16 protein-coding genes are annotated in these 17,920 nt (G+C 45.2%); 1 reads left to right on the forward strand and 15 read right to left on the reverse strand.

Translation table 11 applies throughout. The features are described from left to right. The 8 genes from aroE to ACV3PA_RS14685 all read right to left on the reverse strand — a co-directional run bounded on the left by aroE (position 1) and on the right by ACV3PA_RS14685 (position 6,828). Positions 1 to 789, reverse strand: a complete 789-nt coding sequence (gene aroE / locus ACV3PA_RS14650) for a shikimate dehydrogenase (RefSeq protein WP_456125137.1) — start codon at positions 787 to 789, stop codon at positions 1 to 3. Further along, positions 789 to 1,898 carry a ribosome biogenesis GTPase YqeH gene (yqeH, locus tag ACV3PA_RS14655; RefSeq protein WP_023467421.1) on the reverse strand — a complete coding sequence of 370 codons (1,110 nt, stop codon included), beginning with the start codon at positions 1,896 to 1,898 and terminating at the stop codon, positions 789 to 791. The genes aroE and yqeH overlap by 1 nt, the downstream gene beginning before the upstream one ends. Before the next feature lie 143 nt (positions 1,899 to 2,041). Then, the gene (locus ACV3PA_RS14660) at positions 2,042 to 2,626 is read right to left on the reverse strand and encodes a YqeG family HAD IIIA-type phosphatase (protein WP_023467420.1); all 585 of its coding nucleotides are present in this window, start codon (positions 2,624 to 2,626) and stop codon (positions 2,042 to 2,044) included. A 136-nt stretch (positions 2,627 to 2,762) separates the two neighbouring features. Next, positions 2,763 to 4,112: an ArsB/NhaD family transporter gene (locus ACV3PA_RS14665; RefSeq protein WP_053452697.1), complete on the reverse strand. Its 1,350-nt coding sequence runs from the start codon at positions 4,110 to 4,112 to the stop codon at positions 2,763 to 2,765. 50 nt (positions 4,113 to 4,162) lie between these two features. Next, complete coding sequence (locus ACV3PA_RS14670) at positions 4,163 to 4,942, reverse strand: phosphatidylserine decarboxylase (RefSeq protein WP_456125982.1); 780 nt, start codon at positions 4,940 to 4,942, stop codon at positions 4,163 to 4,165. Further along, positions 4,935 to 5,423: a thioredoxin family protein gene (locus tag ACV3PA_RS14675; RefSeq protein WP_053452696.1), complete on the reverse strand. Its 489-nt coding sequence runs from the start codon at positions 5,421 to 5,423 to the stop codon at positions 4,935 to 4,937. The genes ACV3PA_RS14670 and ACV3PA_RS14675 overlap by 8 nt, the downstream gene beginning before the upstream one ends. A 13-nt stretch (positions 5,424 to 5,436) precedes the next feature. After that, positions 5,437 to 6,570, reverse strand: coding sequence for a beta-aspartyl-peptidase (gene iadA, locus ACV3PA_RS14680; protein ID WP_456125138.1), 1,134 nt, complete (start codon positions 6,568 to 6,570; stop codon positions 5,437 to 5,439). 63 nt (positions 6,571 to 6,633) lie between these two features. Beyond that, positions 6,634 to 6,828, reverse strand: coding sequence for a YjzD family protein (locus tag ACV3PA_RS14685; RefSeq protein ID WP_023467415.1), 195 nt, complete (start codon positions 6,826 to 6,828; stop codon positions 6,634 to 6,636). 198 nt (positions 6,829 to 7,026) lie between these two features. Here ACV3PA_RS14685 and ACV3PA_RS14690 point away from each other — a divergent pair, with 198 nt between their 5' ends. Then, on the forward strand, positions 7,027 to 7,836 hold the full coding sequence (locus ACV3PA_RS14690; protein ID WP_053452694.1) for a Cof-type HAD-IIB family hydrolase: 810 nt from the start codon (positions 7,027 to 7,029) through the stop codon (positions 7,834 to 7,836). A gap of 47 nt (positions 7,837 to 7,883) precedes the next feature. Here ACV3PA_RS14690 and ACV3PA_RS14695 read toward each other — a convergent pair whose 3' ends face one another. The 7 genes from ACV3PA_RS14695 to ACV3PA_RS14725 all read right to left on the reverse strand — a co-directional run bounded on the left by ACV3PA_RS14695 (position 7,884) and on the right by ACV3PA_RS14725 (position 17,634). Beyond that, a complete protein-coding gene (locus ACV3PA_RS14695) occupies positions 7,884 to 8,735 on the reverse strand; it encodes a YitT family protein (protein WP_053452693.1) in 852 nt (283 codons plus the stop codon). A 186-nt stretch (positions 8,736 to 8,921) separates the two neighbouring features. Then, positions 8,922 to 11,222 (reverse strand): glycoside hydrolase family 65 protein, encoded by a 2,301-nt coding sequence (locus tag ACV3PA_RS14700; RefSeq protein WP_053452692.1) that lies wholly within the window; start codon positions 11,220 to 11,222, stop codon positions 8,922 to 8,924. Positions 11,223 to 11,447: 225 nt separating this feature from the next. After that, on the reverse strand, positions 11,448 to 12,479 hold the full coding sequence (locus tag ACV3PA_RS14705) for a LacI family DNA-binding transcriptional regulator (protein WP_053454489.1): 1,032 nt from the start codon (positions 12,477 to 12,479) through the stop codon (positions 11,448 to 11,450). A 35-nt stretch (positions 12,480 to 12,514) separates the two neighbouring features. Further along, on the reverse strand, positions 12,515 to 14,038 hold the full coding sequence (locus ACV3PA_RS14710; RefSeq protein ID WP_053452691.1) for an alpha-amylase family glycosyl hydrolase: 1,524 nt from the start codon (positions 14,036 to 14,038) through the stop codon (positions 12,515 to 12,517). A gap of 22 nt (positions 14,039 to 14,060) precedes the next feature. Then, positions 14,061 to 14,894: a sugar ABC transporter permease gene (locus ACV3PA_RS14715; RefSeq protein WP_053452690.1), complete on the reverse strand. Its 834-nt coding sequence runs from the start codon at positions 14,892 to 14,894 to the stop codon at positions 14,061 to 14,063. 1 nt (position 14,895) lies between these two features. Continuing rightward, positions 14,896 to 16,251 (reverse strand): carbohydrate ABC transporter permease, encoded by a 1,356-nt coding sequence (locus tag ACV3PA_RS14720; protein ID WP_053452689.1) that lies wholly within the window; start codon positions 16,249 to 16,251, stop codon positions 14,896 to 14,898. A 126-nt stretch (positions 16,252 to 16,377) separates the two neighbouring features. Next, positions 16,378 to 17,634 (reverse strand): extracellular solute-binding protein, encoded by a 1,257-nt coding sequence (locus tag ACV3PA_RS14725; RefSeq protein WP_053454488.1) that lies wholly within the window; start codon positions 17,632 to 17,634, stop codon positions 16,378 to 16,380. Between the last annotated feature and the right edge of the window lie 286 nt (positions 17,635 to 17,920).

Genomic DNA, 17,920 nt, shown 5'->3' on the forward strand with positions numbered 1-17,920 from the left:
TTAAAATTCCTCCAATTGCTTTCGTATCACCTGCTCGCCAAGTGCGAGGTCAGGCGCTTTGCCGGTGAAGCGTTCAAATGCTTCAGCCGCTTGTAAGACGAACATCGGGACGCCGTCAAGTGTGTCGAGACCTTTTTCAGTCGCTTCACGCAATAGACGGGTCGGCGTCGGTCGATAAATAATATCACAAATCAAGGCGTGCGTCTCGGTCAATTCGATCGGGCGTGCTTCGACATGTGGCGCCATCCCAACAGAAGTCGTATTAATGATGACGTCGTAACTTGTTAAATCAAGAGTTTGTTGCCAAGGCAGAACATGTGCTCCAAATTCAGTGGCAACTGCCTCTGAGCGTTCCTGTGTCCGATTCGTGATCGTCACATCTCCAGGCAACGCAGCAATGATGCCTCGCGCTGCACCACCCGCACCAAGGACAAGTGTCTTTTTAAATGACGGACGACGCACCGTTAACGCGCGGACGAATCCAATCCCATCCGTATTCGCACCAATCAACTGCCCGTCTTTGCGGTACACCGTATTCACGGCTCCTGCTTTTTGAGCTGCCGGCTCCAATCGATCCAGATACGGGATGATGGCTGTCTTATGCGGGATCGTCACATTGATTCCATCTAACTGACGCGTGCGTAATTTCGTAATGATCTGCGGCAATTCCTGCTCCGTTACATCGATGAGGTCATAACAGCCGAAAAGCCCAGCCGCTTCCAGCCAAGCTGTATGCAGCTCAGGCGAAAGTGAATGGGCAATCGGATGACCGATGACGGCAAAGCGCATCAGACGAGCGCCTCACGTAAAGATACAGCGACACCTTTCGGGGCATAAGCAGCAACACGTCCACCTTTTCCATGAACCGCAACCCAGCCGAGTCCACTGAAGACGATATCCGTCTTCATGTTGTCACGGAGACTGAATTCATGACGAACGAGCGGCGGTAACATCTCACGCGTCTTTTCGTTCGGTGGAGATAATAGCTCACCATTATGGTTTGCATATAAATCGTCTGCTTTTTCAAGCTTCGTCCGGTGAACTTTCAATTCGTTCGACATGTAGATGACGAATGAACGCTTGTTCCCTTCCATATAGTCCAATCGTGCAAGACCTCCAAAGAAGAGGGTCTGTTGCGGATGGATTTGGAAGACTTGCGGCTTGATCTCTTTTTTCGGTGTGATCAACTTCAAGTCTTTTGCATCAACGTAGTGAGCCATCTGATGATGATTGATGATTCCCGGCGTATCATACAGATTACAGTTATCGTCGAGTGGGATATCGATCAAATCAAGTGTCGTTCCCGGGAAGTGACTGACCGTGATGACAGCTTCATCCTCTTCACCAAAACGTTTGATGACTTGGTTGATTAATGTCGATTTTCCGACGTTCGTACAACCGACGACATAGACATCGCGCCCTTTGCGATAATAATCGATTTTTTCAGCGAGTTCATCAACACCATGACCTTTTTTCGCACTGATCAGATGAACGTCGACTGGACGTAATCCAAGTTCCTTCGATGCTTGACGCATCCAGTTCATGAGACGGTTCGGGTTCAATGACTTCGGCAATAAATCGGCTTTGTTCCCGACGAGTAAGACGTCATTTTTTCCGACGAACCGATGTAATCCCGGTAACCAACTTCCATTAAAATCGAAGATATCAACGATTTTAACGACAAGAGCATCTTTTTGACCAATTCCGTCTAAAATTTTAACGAAATCATCGTCCGATAACGATACATCTTGGATTTGATTATAATGCTTCAATTTAAAGCAACGTTGGCAAATGACCATTTCACGATCAAGTGCAGATTTAGGTGCGTATCCTGGTGCTTTTGTGTCTTCCGTTTGAATGGCGACACCACAACCAGCGCAGTGGATTTCTTCGATCATATTATGTTGAGCCGCATGCGGGAACGTTCTCCCTTCTCTTTTCACCGTAGCGCCCTGCTCGCTACTCCAAGAGCGTAACTTCCGACCTCTCGCCGTACGTGTTGCGACTGCTGCCTTCCCTTTCATCTACCGATCTGACAGGGTTATTGTTGCTTATCCTGACGAAGTGTTTCGATCGGATGTTCCAGCGCTGAAGGATCTTCTTTGACGCGTTGTGTCAACTTATAGATTCCTTTGCGTTTCATCCGGCGGAAAATGACACGTTCCATCAGGCGATTGAATTTCGTGACGACACCGTCCGTCTTGACGACGGGTTGAACATGGATGACTTCGATTCCAACGGAGTTTGCACCGAGTACATCCGTGAAGAGTTGGTCTCCTAAAAAGACGACTTCTTTCGCGTGATACCCGAATTCCGTTAGGGCTCGCTTAAACCCGATAGGTAACGGTTTTCGAGCCGGCGCAATATAGTGCAATCCGAGTGGATCCGCGAACTTCTTAACGCGGTCTCCATTGTTGTTCGATACGATGATGACGTCGAAACCATATTGATTATTTACCATATCCAGCCAAGCAACCAATTCGTCTGGAGCATCTGCGATATTCCATGCGACGAGCGTATTATCAAGATCGGTCAAAATAGCTTTGACACCGTTTCGTTTGAGCATTTCAAGGTCGATATCGTAGATCGAAGCCACGAAATGTTTCGGATAAAGTCGTTTGAACAAGAATAAAACCTCCAGATAATGGTCTAGCTCTATAGTTAAGTTTAAGAAACAGTTATGTTCTTATCGTTCGATTATAGCACAATCAGGTAGTAAGAGCGACGCACAAAAGAAAACGGAAGGCGGACCTCCCGTTTTCTTAATAATAGCGAATCCATAGATAGAGTTGCGATAAAATCAACGTCACGATCGTAATCGGTGCTCCGTAAATTAAAAAGCGCATGTAGGTGAATTTTTCGCCTTGTCGTGTTGCAAGACCAGCAACGATGACGTTCGCTGACGCACCGATGAGTGTCCCGTTCCCTCCAAGACATGCCCCAAGCGCGAGCGACCACCATAAGACATCCACTTTCGCATCCGCAGGGGATAATCCAATTCCAGCAGCGACATCATTGATAAGTGGAATCATCGTCGCGACGAACGGAATGTTATCGATTGTCGCACTGGCAATCCCTGACAACCACAGGACAGCAGTCGCCGTCGTCTGAATGTCTCCTCCTGTCAAATCAATCGTTTTTTCAGCGAGATAGCGGATGATGCCTGCTTCTTGAATCCCACCGACGAGCACGAACAATCCCGCGAAGAAGAAAATCGTCGTCCATTCGACGCGAGCAAAGATGCCCTCGAGCTGGTGATCGTTCTCAATTGTTAGTAACATGAGGATCGTTGCTCCAAGAATCGCGATGGCCGGTGCTTCGAGATGGAGCCCGATTCGATCAAATATCGGGTGCAATACGAACAGTGCAATCGTACTAACGAGAACGATACTACTCCGTGTGACAAGCTTTCGACTGACAATGTAACTATTTTCATCGATTTCCATCAATTTTTGTCGATCTTCCGCTTCGACGTGCAGTTGCTTCCGGAAGACGAAGTAGAGAATGCCGATCGTCACGACCGTAATGATCAGAATGATTGGTGCGAGATTCAATAAGAAGGCGTTGAACGTCAAGTGCGGATTCGCTGCTCCAATCATGATATTCGGTGGATCTCCAATCAAAGTGGCTGTTCCACCGATGTTCGCGAATAGAACTTCCGCCAGCAAAAACGGAAACGGTGCGATCTTAAGTATTTTCGTAATCGAAAACGTAATCGGAACGATCAGTAAAACGGTCGTGACGTTATCAAGAAAAGCTGATCCGAGAGCTGTCAATGCGGACAATAAAATCAGTACCTTAATCGGATCGCCTTTAGTCGTTTTAGCTGCTCGGATTGCGATGTATTCGAACAGTCCAGATTGGTTGGCAATCGTGACAAGGATCATCATCCCAATCAATAAGACGATTGTTCCCCATTCAATGTATTCAAACAATGCGGTCTCAAGATCGACAATACCGATGATAACCATCGCGAGCGCCCCGAGTAAAGCAACGATCGCTCGACTTACTTTTTCACTAATGATGAAGCCATAGGTCACTAAAAAAATGATAAGCGCAATATACGTTTGGACCTGCGTGCTTCCGATTTCTGCTAATGCCAATGCCGGCATGATTCATTCCTCCTAAACGTAAGGAGACGCCCAGAACGGGCGTCTCGCTTTCATGAATGCCATTGTCCGAGGCGTTGCCCCATCAAAACTGGTCCAATCGCTTGGGTATCTAACGTCAATGCATCTTTCGGACAAATCAGAACAACCGTTGAACCGAATGAGAAATAACCGAACTCGTCACCTCGTCGAAGGTCCTTTGCTTCGTTCGTCCGCACGATTGAGTTGACGTTCAGTGCACCAACCATGACATGTTCTAAAGCGTGTTTTCCTTGAACGATACGCGTCACACGACGATAGTTCCGTGTCAATGGACGAAGTGCATGCGTTAAACCAATTTCATTCACCGGTGCTGAATCGCGACCGAGTGTATAACTCGTCCGAACCGTCCCATCCATTGGCACATGGACACGATGATAGTTTTGCGGACTTAGATAAAAGATCATCACACGTCCCCCGACGTATTGCTGTGCTTCATGATGGGAACCGAGTAATTCTGACACCGTATACGATTGTCCTTTAACAGTGAAGCGACTATCAGCAGTCAAATCGTCAACGACGGATAACACACCGTCACAAGGACTAACGAATGCGCCTTCTGCTTGATCAATCGGTCGCATTTCTGATTTGACATGACGAATGAAAACATCATGTAAACTCGAATACTCCTCTAGATTCCGAGTCGCTTCCGCCATATTTAAATCATATGCTTGAACGAATGGACGGATGAACGGACGACTGATCCCACTCATCGCAAAACGTTTCAGTTGTTTGGCAACGAACGGGTGTCCATTTAATTCGAACACACGAGAGTAGAACCACTTTTTAATCATTAAGATCACCGGATGATTCTTCTTTTGAATCCTCGACTTGTTTTCCAGCAAAGAACTCTTTATAGCTGTCTTCCGTTTGCTCACCTGCTACTCGTCCGACTTCCTTACCATCCTTGAAATGAACAACAGTAGGTGTTCCTTCGATGCCAAATGTATCCCAAGCCGATTGTTCAACAGCAAGGTCAATCTGTTCGAACGGAATATCTTGTTTTTCACCGAGGGGTACGAGATATGGTTTTACTTTTTCACAATGGACACAACCTGTTTGATAGAAATACGTATAAAATTCATCACCGGATTTCACTTTATCCGCGACTTGTGTAGCCGTTAAATTGCCATTCTTTGATGCAGAATCCTCTCGGTCCGTGAAGACCAGAAGTAATCCTCCAACCAATACAATCAAGGCGATGACTCCCGCTGTAATCCAATTCGCCTTAGATTGCGGTTTTTTCGTGTTTTTACGTTTCGATTGCTTTGACACGTCTATCCCTCCGTCATTCTGGTATTAGCCATTTTTTCTGAACCATTATAGCATGACCATTCGCAAGAATCGTATCGATTTGCAAAGCGTCATCAATCAGTAACAGATCGGCTCGTTCTCCGACCGCTATCTGACCACCTGACACACCATAAGCATCTGCGACATGTCGCGTGATCGTCGCAATTGCACTATCGAAATCAACACCATGCGTCACCGCATCACGCACGGCTTGCATCAGTGAAGACGGTTTCCCCGTGTCGATCCGGACTAGTCTTCCGGCATCGTCAAACGCTGGAAGACTAGCACCAGCATCGCTCGACATCGTAATCTGATCGAGTCGAACTCCTTCTGCCAAAGCACGAGAAACTGCCTCACCTGCTGGAATCTCGCCTTCTGCAATGAAGCTTTCTGTCGTACACGCCGTGAAATCAATCCGCCCCCCTCGTTTCGCCCAAGCGAGCCCCGCTTCAAAAATCCGCTCACTTCGATTGATATGCGTCGGCAGGAATTGTCCGATTGGTAAATCAGTCGTGTCGATCACTTCATGTAACAAATCGAGCCCTTGCTTGCCGTCTCCGATATGGACGTTCATCGTTCCCGACACTCCTTTGACCATTCCAGCAATTCGGGCTTCTGACGCCAACCGCGCCAACTCATGGGCAGTCGGTTGGGTCGACCGATGATCATTGATCGCAATCTCTCCAATACCGATCACTTCATTGATAAGAACGATATCATGTCCTGTCGATTGGGTTAACGTCACCGGCGGTACAGCATAACTTCCACTTAATAGAAACGGACGGATCCCAGATGCGGCATACCCGCGTATGTGTGCGAGGAGATCAATTCCCGTCCGTGTCCAGCCATCTGTGCCGAGTAACCCGACGACCGTCGTCACACCACCTTCAAAGATGTCACGCACGGTCAAAGGTGCCGTTCTTGTTGCGAAACCACCCTCTCCACCACCACCGATTGGATGTAAGTGCCCATCAATGAATCCAGGTACTAACCGTTTGCCACGACCATCGATTCGGTGGGTAATCAGCGCTTGATCGATGGTATAGGAACCGATACCGATGATTTGATTTCCTGCTATGTAAACATCTTGGGGCGTCTGCCGCCACAAGACTTGTTCAATGATAATCATTGATTCTTCCTCCTTAAGACAAAAAGCGAGCCTATCGTCCATATGACGACATCTCGCTTTTCCTTATTCTGCCTTAGTCCCTTGACCAAGACCTAAATCTTCATTGACGGCATCAAGTGCGAAGACGACAAGTGAAGTAACGACAGACATCGCTGTCGCGAATCCGAAGCTATACGTTACTGCATCAACCGCTGATACGATGAACACAGCAGTGTTCACGAGTAAGAATGACCAAAAGAATGTAACGAGAAAACGCATGATTTCCCCTCCGTTTCCATAACGTACTATAGTGTTGTCCTACGATTTGTAGTATACCATTTTTTAATCCAAGCAACAGCCTTTCTCTATTTTTTTCAAGCGCTTTCTTTTACTTGAAAAACTTAATCGTTTCATACAAAGGACAATCGCTTCATGTGCTACAGTAGAATTAACGAAAAGAAAGCGGAGGATTTCATCATGACCCGTCACTTAATCGCTGTCGATCTCGACGGCACCCTTTTAAAAGATGATAAAACGATCAGTGCTGCGAACATCGCTGCGCTGCAACGTGCGCGTGCGAACGGTCACGAAGTCGTCATTGCAACAGGACGACCATTTCGTCACGCTCGCAAATACTATGAACAGCTTGGTTTGACGACACCAATCGTTAATTTTAACGGTGGTCTCGTCCATCACCCGCAAGATGCGCACTTCGAAGTCCAGCATCATCCGATTCCGCTAAAGACTGTTCAACATATTTTGGAATCGGTCGCTGAAACAAAGACACAAAATATTGTTTGTGAAGTCACGGATCATGTCTATTTTCAATATGATCCAGTCGGTATCTACGAATTTTATACCGACCATGCCCTATCCGTCACTACAGGTGATTTACGTAAGGTACTTCTTCACGAACCAACGTCTCTTCTGATTCATGCGAAGGGTGAACATGTTGATGAGATTCGCTCTGAACTATCTGGTGTCCATGCCGAGACCGTTCTCAATCGCCAATGGGTCAAACCCGAGTTCATGGTCGAAGTGATGCGAAAAGGGACAAGTAAAGCAGTCGGACTCGCACACATTGCGCGCCATCTTGGCATTGACTCGAAACAAATCGTCGCGTTCGGTGACGAGGAAAATGACTTAGAGATGATTGAATATGCGGGACATGGGGTCGCGATGGGGAATGCGATTCCTACTCTAAAACATCTCGCGAACGGTACGACGAAACGAAACGAGGACGACGGGATTGCTTACTACTTGAGACATGTCTTAGGACTCGCTTAAAGACTAAAAAAGCACTTGCCTGCATTTCGCAGAGCAAGTGCTTTTCATTATCCTTTTCGGAAATATCCAACGACTGAATCCGTCGCCACGACGTTGATGAAGACTGTTTCATCTGCATCCCGGCAAATTCGTTCGATATCCCGCAATTCGTGACGCTCGATGACCATCATCAATGTCGCTTTTTCAGCTCGTGAATACGTACCAATCGAAGGAATCTGCGTGATTCCGCGAATGATATGCTGATGTAGCGCCGTCGTGATGTCATCTGCATGGTTCGTGACGATGAAGATCGTTAAACGCTGATTGCTTGTATGAATCTCATCGACGACCTTAGACGTCACGTAGATGAAGACGATCGTATACAAAGCAGTCGACCAACCGAATAATGCGCCTGCTAATAAAGCGATCAAGAAGTTCAAGACGAACAAGTATAATCCGACGCTACGATCGGAGAAACGGGCGAAGATTAAAGCTACGATGTCAAATCCGCCGGTCGAAGCACCGAACTTGATCGTAATCCCTGTACCGATCGCAAGCAAAACCCCACCGAACACTGCGTTCAGTGTTTGGTCACCTGGTATGACAGCATATTGAGGAATCAAACCGATAAAAATCGTCGTTGCTAAAACCGAAACTAACGTAATGATTGTAAAACTCCGACCTAGCATGATCCAGGCGAGTACGATCAAAGGCAAGTTCAACGCTAAGAACCAGACGTTCTCCCCAAACGCAAATGCTGTATTTTGAAGTACTTGCGTCAAGATTTGAGCAAGTCCTGTAAATCCAGTCGAATATACACCACTAGGAATCAAAAACCAGTTCATGGCAACGGCGATGACTAATCCTCCAATTGAAGCCACGATCACTTTTAACATACTTTCCTTTACTACTGCTGTCACACGCCGTTCTCCTCTCATTCATAACTATCTTGAAACACTTTAGCACATTCAAATGTCGTCGGATAGTCAAGATTTCCAAAGATTGATGTTCTTTTTGATGATGGCGTTTTCATTTGTGACAAAGGTGTCTTGATTCTTGTTACACAAAAAAAGAACCGACTAAAAAATCGGTTCTTTTTATCTTTCTTACACTGTCATTGAAGCAGGAACCGTAATTTGTCCTCCTGCTGGAACTTCTACAGTCGTTCCGTGGACGTTTAGGCTAAATGTCTCGCCTTCTGTTTGAGCGATTTCGACGGCATTCGGCTGTACATGGACATGGATATGATGACCGCGCCATTGCATCCGGAATGTATAACTCGTCCATCCTTTTGGCAACATTGGTTTAAAGGATAGCGTATCATTTGCTACTCGTAGTCCAGCAAATCCGTGAACAATCGACATCCACGATCCAACCATCGACGTGATATGCAACCCGTCTTCCGTGTCATTGTTGTAGTTATCAAGGTCTAGTCGCGCCGAACGTTGATACAATTCGACTGCTTTTTCCTCATAGCCAACTTCTGCTGCGATAATCGAATAGATACATGGAGACAATGACGATTCGTGAACGGTACGTGGTTCATAGAAATCGAAGTTCGCTTTTTTCTCTTCTAGACTGAAGCGATCCGTCAAGAAGTAGAGACCTTGCAAAACATCCGCCTGTTTGATAAAGACAGAACGAAGAATCCGGTCCCAAGACCAATTCTGGTTCAGCGGGAGATGTTTTGGATCGAGTTCAGCGACCAAGATTTGTTCTTTATCCATGAAGCCGTCCTGTTGCATGAAGATGCCAGGAGCTGCTTCGTCTTTTGGATAATACATCTTCGCATCGATATCCGCCCATTTCGCCAGTTCCTCATCCGTCAACGCTAATTGATGCATCAGTTCTTGTAGACGTCCTGGTTCTTCCTGTGCTAGATGACGATGAACGGTCTGTGTATACTCGAGACACCATGCCGCAATCAGGTTCGTATACCAGTTGTTGTTGACGTTGTTCTCGTATTCGTTCGGTCCCGTCACACCAAGAATCATGTAGACGTCTTTATGCGGCACGTAATTGACACGACTTGCCCAATAACGAGAAATTTCAACCAATACTTCAAATCCGTATTGTCCGAGATACGACGTGTCTCCCGTGTAGTTCGTGTAATTATAGATTGCATGTGCAATCGCACCGTTTCGGTGAATCTCCTCGTGAGTGATTTCCCACTCGTTGTGGCATTCTTCTCCGTTCATCGTCACCATCGGATAAAGAGCACCCTTCATTCCAACATTCTTATCCGCATTTTCTTTCGCTTGCGGCAATTGATTGTGACGATACTTAAGGAGGTTCCAAGCCACTTCTGGTTTTGATGTCGCAAGATAGAAATTCAAGCAGTATGCTTCCGTATCCCAATACGTCGCACCACCATACTTCTCGCCTGTGAATCCTTTTGGACCGATATTGAGGCGAGAATCTTCGCCTGTGTAGGTCTGGAACATATGGAAGATATTAAAGCGAATTCCTTGCTGCGCTTCAACATCTCCTTCAATCTTCACGTCTGCTTCTTCCCAGTGGTGTAACCATGCTGCTTCATGTGTCGCAAGTAATGGTTCAAAACCTGATTCAAAAGCAACATGAACCCGTTTCATCGCTTGTTCGAGTAACGCCTCGATGTCATGATCACGATTCGTTACGAGCGCAACGAATTTCTCGACTGTGACGCCTTCGCCAACTGCTGCTTGTTTCGTGAAGCGATTCGCTACATATTGCGTATTGCCATCGACGACTTCACACTGTGCGCCTTCAACATCTGTGATCATCGCTGCTGTTACGTGCCAATCGAGCTTTTTTGTCTTTGATGTGACGTAACCGAAACGCTCTTCGATCCCATGTTCAACGGGGAGCCAGAACTTTTCATCATAGTTCGAGTCTTCATTCTCAACATCCGCATCAAGATACGATTCGATGACGATCTCTGCCTCAAAATTGACTGGTGTCACTGTATATTGCAATGCGGCTACTTCCTTATCGACAATCGAAAAGAAACGCTTTGATTCAATTTTTGTTTCTTCGACACCATTCTTCAATAGCATCGTCCGTGTCAATACGCCATGTTGCATGTCTAGTTCACGTTTGAAGTCGATGACTTCCCATGTATTCAAATCAACAGCTTTACCATTGACAGATACTTTCAAGCCCATGATGTTAATAGCATTGAGTACTTTCGCGAAGTATTCCGGATAACCATTTTTCCACCAACCAACACGTGTTTTATCCGGATAGTAGACTCCTGCAACATACATTCCTTGATGCGTATCACCTGTATATTCTTCTTCAAACGTACCACGCATTCCCATATGACCGTTTCCAATCGATGTCATGGACTCTGCTAGTCGATTATCTTCTGGATGAAAACCAAGCTCTGTAATTTTCCACTCATTGACCTCAAAAAGTCGTTTCATCGTCAAGTCGCTCCTTTTATGCTACGCATGCCGGATTCACCGTTCATGTAAGCGTTTCATCTATACTCTACATCCTTTATTGTACACATAAAAAGATTCAATGCAATCGTTTGCACGAAAATAAATTTCTTTTTCTGCAACCGCTTCCTTTTACTAGAAATACGCGTTTAAACTTAAGCAAAAAAGTCTATTTCCAAACCATTCGGTTTAAAAATAGACTTTATTTCATGCTTCAACTTTTCCGCCACATGACTGTCGGACAACGAGATAATGTGGAACGATGACGCGTTTTCCATAAGGTGTCGCATCCTCATTGATTTGTTCAATTAAACAATTCGTTGCTTCAAAACCTAGTCCAAAGATATTGATTTCAACAGAAGTCAGTGGTGGACTTGAAAATTCAGCGATGAACAAATTGTTGAAACTGACAACGGCCATTTGATCAGGAACACTGATCCCCATCTCATTCAGTGTACTCATGACACCAAGTGCCATCATATCGTCACTGACGACGACAGCAGTCGGAGGATGTTCAAGTGACATCAATCGTTTAACTGCTTCTGCGCCACCTGTCGTCATGAACGGTGCACTTACGATATAGGATTCATGAATCGGAATGCCCTCTTCCATCAGAGCTGTCTTGTACCCACCAACACGTTCTTGCGTCACGGCTAAGTCCTGTGCTCCTCCAACGAATGCAATGCATTCGTGTCCGAGTTGATGAAGATATTTTGTCACTTCACGTCCTGCTAGATAGTTGTCCGTGTCAACATACGTGACATGTGATGAATCGCTGAATGGTTTTCCGACAACGACGAATGGAAATTTCGAGTCTTGCAAAAATTGGACGACTTTATCATCCGTACGTGAATAGAGGACAACTACACCATCGACTCGACGACCCTGAACCATCGAGACGACTCCTTCGTACACTTCTTCTTCCGAAACACCTGTCGTCATGTACAATGAATAACCATTTTGATGTGCTTTTGTACTAATCCCTCGAATGACTTCCGAAAAAAATGGATTTTGAAGCGTTTTTGTTGCTGCACTTGGCATGACGAGACCGATCGCCTGTGTCGTCCGATTTGCTAGGCTACGTGCATGAACGTTCGGATAATATCCGAGTTCATCCATCGCCTGCCGAACACGTTCTTTTGTCTTTTGACTGATGCGTGAACTGTTCGCAATGACGCGTGATACCGTCGAGGGTGCGACATTCGCTTCCCGTGCTACATCCTTGATTGTTACTTGCATCCCCTTCACCTCACCATTTCCCCTACTTGAGTATTTTATTTTGTTTGACGTTGCATGCGTTTACGATGAACGAGAAGAAGAACGAGTGCTAAAATCGGAGCAATTGCACCAATTGCGATGATCGACCACCAGTTGACTTGTGATTTTTCAATGACATAGCTGTTCGCACTACTCGCATCGAGCGTGATTTCATAAGCGTCACCATCTTGACGCACTAAGTCTGAGAACAATAGACCTCTTAGGCGCTTGTCATCACCGATTTCTTTCGCAGATACGCGCAAGCTCGTTTTTTTCTCTCCAAGATTGATGGCGTAAACGACTTGTTGTTGTTTCGTCTCCCGTGAGTAGACTGCCATATGATCTGTCTTTGCAATCAAGCGTTGCTTCCCTGTTGCAAACGCTGGATAATCTTGACGCATCTCGTTCAACGTCTTGACGTACTGTTGCATCTTCTTGTTTTGATCAAATATCATCATCATCCGGTTTCCGGGATCTTCACCGCCTGGCATCGCGATTTCTGTTCCTTGATAGACGATCGGCATACCAGGTGCAGCGTAGAGTGCGAACAATGCTAACCGCAACTGACGCTCCTCTTCATCCGCTCCACCAACCTTTGCTTCTGTGATGAAACGTTTAACATCATGATTGTCAATGAAGGTTGCAAGTCTCTTAGCATTCGGGTTAAACGTAGTATCTCGATTATAAACTGAATCTAACTCTTCCGCCGAACCATTTTTCCGAGCAAATTGATCCTTCACGCCATAATAAAACGGGAAGTTCGTCACGGAATCAAAACCTAATTTCGAATAAGACGCGATTTTTCGTGGATCTCCATCAAAGACTTCTGCTAACAAGAATAAGTCTGGATGCTTTTCCTTTACTGCAGGAATGAATGTTTTCCAAAATGCGGCTGGCACATGGCGAACCGTATCCAGTCGATAACCGTCTATACCCGTTTCATCGACCCAGTAGTTCGCAACATCCACTAAGTAATCCACGACTTCCGGATTTTCCGTATTGAAGTCTGGTAAATCAAATAACCAATTATTTTCGACTTCCGATGCATTATTCCAGTTCATGATTGGTTGATTTTTATGGAACCAGTCCGGTTTTTCTTTGACCATGGGGTGATTCGGTCCTAAGTGATTGACGACAAGATCGAGAACGACCTTGATATCCCGTTCATGCGCTTCCTTGACGAGACGCTTGAACTCTTCTTTTGTTCCGAAGTGCGGATCAATCTCGTAGTAATCATCCGTCCAGTATCCATGATAGCCATTCGGGCGGTTCTTGAAGATTGGCGTCAACCAAATCGAAGTAAAGCCTTTTTCCTTAATGTAATCAAGACGTTTCGTCACCCCTGCTAAATCTCCACCTTGGAAGGCTTTTGGATTTTCAGGATCCGCCTCTTTATCATTACTCGGATCACCATTCTCAAAGCGATCGACCATGATGAAATACATCCGTTCCTTTTCCCAACTTGCTGCTTCTCCGGTCATCGGTTGAAGTCCGATAGACAAGAGAAGCGGCAAGAGGAGAAGCATTATGCCTCGTCTCATGCCGCTGATTTCCCCCTTATGATTATCCTTTCGTTCCACCTGCTGTCAAACCAGATACGAAGAAACGCTGGAATGCGAAGAAGAGAAGAACGATTGGAACTGCTGATAATACGGCACCTGCCGCGAATAACGTAAAGTTATTGTCGAACTGCTCCGACACCATGTTGTACAACCCGACCGCAAGCGTCTGTTTCTCAGGAGAACGCAGAACAAGCGATGCTAAGATGAAGTCGTTGAATGGTGCCATGAAGTTGAATAACGCGATGACGGCGACCATCGGTTTTGCGAGCGGTAAGATGATTTGCCAAAAGATTCGTAAGTGACCGGCACCATCCATCCGTGCTGCCTCATCAAGTTCTTTTGGAATCGTATCGAAATATCCTTTTGCAAGATACGTATTCATTGGAATCGCGCCACCTGAATAGAGCAAAATAAGCGCCAGATGCGTATCAAACAATTCTAACATATTAAGCAGGACATAGATCGCAATGATCGCAACGAATTGCGGTACCATTTGCAAGACGAGGAACAGAATCAGTGAGTTTTTCCGACCGACGAAACGGTAACGTGAAAAAATGTATCCCGTTAACGTGATCAAAGCGACAGAAACGACCATCGTGATGACAGCGATTTTAATCGTATTCAAGTACCACATGCTATAATCCGTTTTCGACGGATCAAATAAATCAAAGTAGTGAATCAATGTCGGATTACTTGGGAAGATATCCGATGTAATACTTTTCCCTGGGTTGAGTGAAGTACCCACAACCCAAAGAAGTGGATAGACGATAATGATGGAGGCGATCGTCAAAATGAGATATGACAACGCCATATTGATTCGGTTTTGTTTTCTCATATTAGATCATATCCTCATCTTTGAATGATTTTGAACGCTTGAACTGAATGACGGCAATCGTCATGATGAAGAACGACAACACAAGCGTGATAGCTGCTGCAAATCCATACTGTGGATTGGAGCCAAGTGACAATTTGTAAATCCATGAAATCAAGATATCCGTTCCACCTGCCGATTGACCTGGTACTGCAGGTCCACCGTTGTTGAAAAGATAGATGATATTGAAGTTATTGAAGTTAAACGTATACTGCGTGATCAAAATCGGTGCCGTTGCAAACAAAATCATCGGCAATGTAATCAAGCGGAATTTTTCACCTGATGTAGCGCCATCGATCGTAGCAGCTTCATAGAGATCCTCTGGAATCGACTGTAAGATACCTGTTGTCAACGTCATGATGTACGGGAATCCTAACCACCACTGAATTCCGATCAAGGCAAGCTTCGTATAGGTCGGATCCGTCATCCAATCAATACCATTATTAAGACCAATTGCTGGTAGTAACGTCGTATTGAAGACACCAAATGTTTCATTGAACATCGAGCGGAAGATCAAGATCGTGATGAAGGCTGGTACTGCCCATGAAAGAATCAAGATTGAACGGAAGAATCGTTTTCCTTTGAGTCCTTTTTGGTTCAGTAAGACAGCAAGTCCAATCCCGATTGCGATGACTCCTGTCGTTGAAGCGACAGTCCAGACAAGCGTCCAACCAAGAACACTGACGAACGTATCACGGAAAATATCGACCGTAAAAATGTTCAGGAAGTTTTGAATCCCAATCCATTCGACCAACTTCGCTGGTGGTGAGTTGTTAAATTTATAGTTCGTAAAGGCAATCAAGAAAGTAAAAATCAACGGTAAGACGACCGTGAACACTAAAAGTACTAACGAAGGAATCAACATCGCGTATGGGAATCCGTTATCGCGGAAGTTGCGAAGTTGCATTTTCAAAGAAGGTACTTCAAGGTTCATATCACGTAACTTACCGATTCGATACGCATCGATAAAGTTCCAGACGTAAATGGCGATACCAAAGATAAGTAAAATCAAGGCAATGATGCCCTCGACCATTAGAAAGATCGAGTGATCCCCTCTTACGCCTGGTACCTCACCGAGTGTAATCAAGCCCCAGATCGCTCCGCGATCGCCAGGACCATTTCCGGCTCCTTTAAAGAACAATTCAAAATTGACGAGGAAATATGAAAGTACAACGACAAAAAATGTCGCGCCTTTAAGGAATTGTTTATTGTATAGTTGTCCCACTCCTGGAATGATCGACATCAGCGCCGCAATCGTGCGGTGGTTCGTCTTTTTTTCAGGCGTTGGATTCGTCGGGTGTGGTGTTGCAATCGCAGCCATCGTCCGTTCTCCTTTCCAAAGGTCATGTCTGACCTCAGGCTTCTCTTCCAACCATAAAGATGAGGGGGAATCCAAGATCCCCCTCTCTTTATCTCTTTGTCATGGATTCACGCGTTCCACTTACGCTTATTGATTGTTTGCTTCGATTTGTTGCTTGATTTGTTTCACAGCGTCATCAGCTGATTTTTGTGCGTCTTGTTTGTTCGTTGCAACAAGCTGGAGTGCTGCTGCCATTGGCTCCCAAACTTGACCCATTTCAGCGATGTTCGGCATTGGTACACCGTTTTTCGCTTGTGCGAAGACTGCTGCTGCAACTTCGTTATCTTTGATTGCTGCATCTTCTTGGAGCTCAGTAACTGGTGGGATCTCGTTGTATTTCTCAAACATTGCTTTCGCATTGTCTTTACCAGTAAGTGAAGTTAAGAACTTCTCAGCCCACTCTGCATTTTCCGAGTATGCAGAAATCGCGTACGTTTTTACACCAACGAATGTTTTGATTGGCTCACCGTTAGGAAGTTTCGGAAGCTCAGACGCTCCAAGGTTGATGCCTTTTTCTTTGTACCCTGCGACAGCCCAAGGACCGTTCATAACAGCTGCAGCTTTTTTATCGCCGAAGAGTTGGTCCATAGCTTGACCACCGCCACCACCGATAAGCCCTTTCGGGAAGAGACCTTCTTTGTACCATTTACCGATGTAATCCATTCCTTCGACTGCACCTTTATTATTCAAGCCGATATCCGCTGGATCCAATTTACCACCGTTGTCTTTGAAGACATAACCACCGTATCCACCAATTGGACCGTGTGCGAAGTAGAAGTTATCCCAAAGTGCGAGGAAACCGTACTGACCGTCTTTTTTCTTTTCAGTAGACAGTTTGTATAAGTCATCCATTGAAGTTGGCGCTTCTTTTAGTTCATCTTTATTGAAAAGGAGGATTGGTGTTTCAATTGCTTTTGGATATCCGTAGACTTTACCGTCAAACGTAACTGCTGATTTCGCTGTATCAATGAACGGGTCAAGTGCTTTTTCACCATCTTTAAGTTCAGCGATCAACCCTTGGTCGACGACTGTACCAATCTGATCGTGTGGAAGAAGCATGATATCTGGTCCTTTACCTGCTGGTCCGTCAAGTGCTACTTTCTTCTGCTGATCCGTCATTTTGACTTCTTTGACTTCGACTTTCACGCCTTCTTTTTCTTCAAATGCTTTTGCTGCCGCTTTTGTCGTTTCAGCTTTATCAGTATCTTCCCAAACGACGATTTTAGATGGTTTTTTGCTACCTGATTCTGAAGATGAAGAATCAGAATCTGATCCACCGCCACATGCTGCAAGAGCACCGATTGCCATGACAGATACAGAAAGACCTGCTACGAATTTTTTCATTTCCATGATTGAAATTTCCTCCCCAAGTTAACTTATAAATGATAAGTTTTAATGCACAACGTTTGCATAAAGGCACAACCATTTTCTCATGATAACAACCGGGAGGTTGTAAGCGTTTTATGAAAACGTTTGCATCACCTTTACATTTTTATTATACAATCTAAAATCCTTTTGACAAGACCTTTTGATCAATTATTTTCTTACATTTCAAAAACTTTTTATTTCTGAATTCATTATTTGAATCAAATGCTATCTTGAATAAGTGAGCAAAAAGAAAACGTTTTCA

Source organism: Exiguobacterium sp. EA-TM-5 (genome assembly GCF_053878415.1).

Coding starts and splice junctions, on each gene's coding strand:
- aroE (WP_456125137.1), bottom strand. CDS start 789: ATGCGCTTTGCCGTCATCGGTCATCCGATTGCCCATTCACTTTCGCCT.
- yqeH (WP_023467421.1), bottom strand. CDS start 1,898: ATGATCGAAGAAATCCACTGCGCTGGTTGTGGTGTCGCCATTCAAACG.
- ACV3PA_RS14665 (WP_053452697.1), bottom strand. CDS start 4,112: ATGCCGGCATTGGCATTAGCAGAAATCGGAAGCACGCAGGTCCAAACG.
- ACV3PA_RS14670 (WP_456125982.1), bottom strand. CDS start 4,942: ATGATTAAAAAGTGGTTCTACTCTCGTGTGTTCGAATTAAATGGACAC.
- iadA (WP_456125138.1), bottom strand. CDS start 6,570: ATGATTATCATTGAACAAGTCTTGTGGCGGCAGACGCCCCAAGATGTT.
- ACV3PA_RS14685 (WP_023467415.1), bottom strand. CDS start 6,828: ATGCGTTTTCTCGTTACATTCTTTTGGTCATTCTTACTCGTGAACACT.
- ACV3PA_RS14690 (WP_053452694.1), top strand. CDS start 7,027: ATGACCCGTCACTTAATCGCTGTCGATCTCGACGGCACCCTTTTAAAA.
- ACV3PA_RS14700 (WP_053452692.1), bottom strand. CDS start 11,222: ATGAAACGACTTTTTGAGGTCAATGAGTGGAAAATTACAGAGCTTGGT.
- ACV3PA_RS14705 (WP_053454489.1), bottom strand. CDS start 12,479: ATGCAAGTAACAATCAAGGATGTAGCACGGGAAGCGAATGTCGCACCC.
- ACV3PA_RS14710 (WP_053452691.1), bottom strand. CDS start 14,038: ATGAGACGAGGCATAATGCTTCTCCTCTTGCCGCTTCTCTTGTCTATC.
- ACV3PA_RS14715 (WP_053452690.1), bottom strand. CDS start 14,894: ATGAGAAAACAAAACCGAATCAATATGGCGTTGTCATATCTCATTTTG.
- ACV3PA_RS14720 (WP_053452689.1), bottom strand. CDS start 16,251: ATGGCTGCGATTGCAACACCACACCCGACGAATCCAACGCCTGAAAAA.
- ACV3PA_RS14725 (WP_053454488.1), bottom strand. CDS start 17,634: ATGAAAAAATTCGTAGCAGGTCTTTCTGTATCTGTCATGGCAATCGGT.